The sequence below is a fragment of the Nitrobacter sp. 62-23 genome, assembly GCF_001897285.1.
In the GTDB taxonomy this organism is placed as follows: domain Bacteria; phylum Pseudomonadota; class Alphaproteobacteria; order Rhizobiales; family Xanthobacteraceae; genus Nitrobacter.
Genome location: NZ_MKSM01000107.1, coordinates 1 through 944 on the forward strand (window position 1 = coordinate 1; position 944 = coordinate 944).

General features: G+C 64.6%; 2 pseudogenes (1 of these 2 running past the window's edge). Both read right to left on the reverse strand.

The window, feature by feature from the left end:
- Positions 1-610: pseudogene (locus BGO16_RS11285) on the reverse strand (DNA polymerase I); the annotation flags it as partial.
- Positions 611-713: 103 nt separating this feature from the next.
- A pseudogene (locus BGO16_RS11290) lies at positions 714-944 on the reverse strand (acyltransferase family protein) (its annotated part continues 567 nt past the right edge of the window); the annotation flags it as partial.

The window sequence follows — 944 nt, forward strand, 5'->3', positions numbered from 1 at the left end:
ATTTCTCGATCACCTCGGGAACGCCGAGGCGGCGATCCTTCATGGTGTCGTACATGGTGACGCAGTCGGTGACGAGTTGCATCAGGTCCTTGTCCGAAGAGACGATGGTCGAGGTCGCGCCGCGCTCGCAGGCCTGCCGCACATAGGTCGCGATCAGGTCGTCGGCCTCGAAACCGATCTGTTCGAGGCAGGGCAGGTCGAACGCCTTCACCGCCTCGCGGATCAACGCGAATTGCGGGATCAGGTCGTCGGGCGCGGGCGGCCGATGCGCCTTGTAGTCGGCATAGAGCTTGTTGCGGAAGGTGACCTCGGATTTGTCGAAGACGATCGCGAGGTGAGTCGGCTTGTCGTCCTTCGGCATGTCGCGCAACAGCTTCCACAGCATGTTGCAGAAGCCGAGCACCGCATTGACCTGCATGCCGTCGGACTTGCGGTTCAGCGGCGGCAGCGCGTGATAGGCGCGAAAGATGTAGGAAGAGCCGTCGACCAAGAAGACGTGCTTGCCCTGCATGCCGGCGCCTGTCGCCGCAGGAGCGGGGATGGCTCTCGCGGGGAGCTCGGCTGGGGCAGGTGTCGCGGCGGCAGGTTCGGCGGCTGGCTTCTTCGGCATGGCCGCAACTTAAGGACTCTTGCGCGCAATGGCACCCCCTTGCGGGTCGCCATCGCCAGCAAAATTGCGGCAGGTCCGGCTTGGTTGGGTGATGGCCTCTCGCTTATTCCGCCGCCTGCAGCGCGGCCGCGCGCTTTCTCGGCGCGATCCAGAAGGCGTCCGGACGCTCGAACAGGAAGTTCGCCCGCGTATTGCGGCACGCCCACCAGATCAGTACGGCGCCGATCACGCCGGCGACGGTGACGATCAGCGACACCGTGCCGATATCGTGGATGATGCCGGTCTTCAGCAGCAGCGTGCGCGTCGTCGCCATCGGCAGGAAGAACGCGAGGTA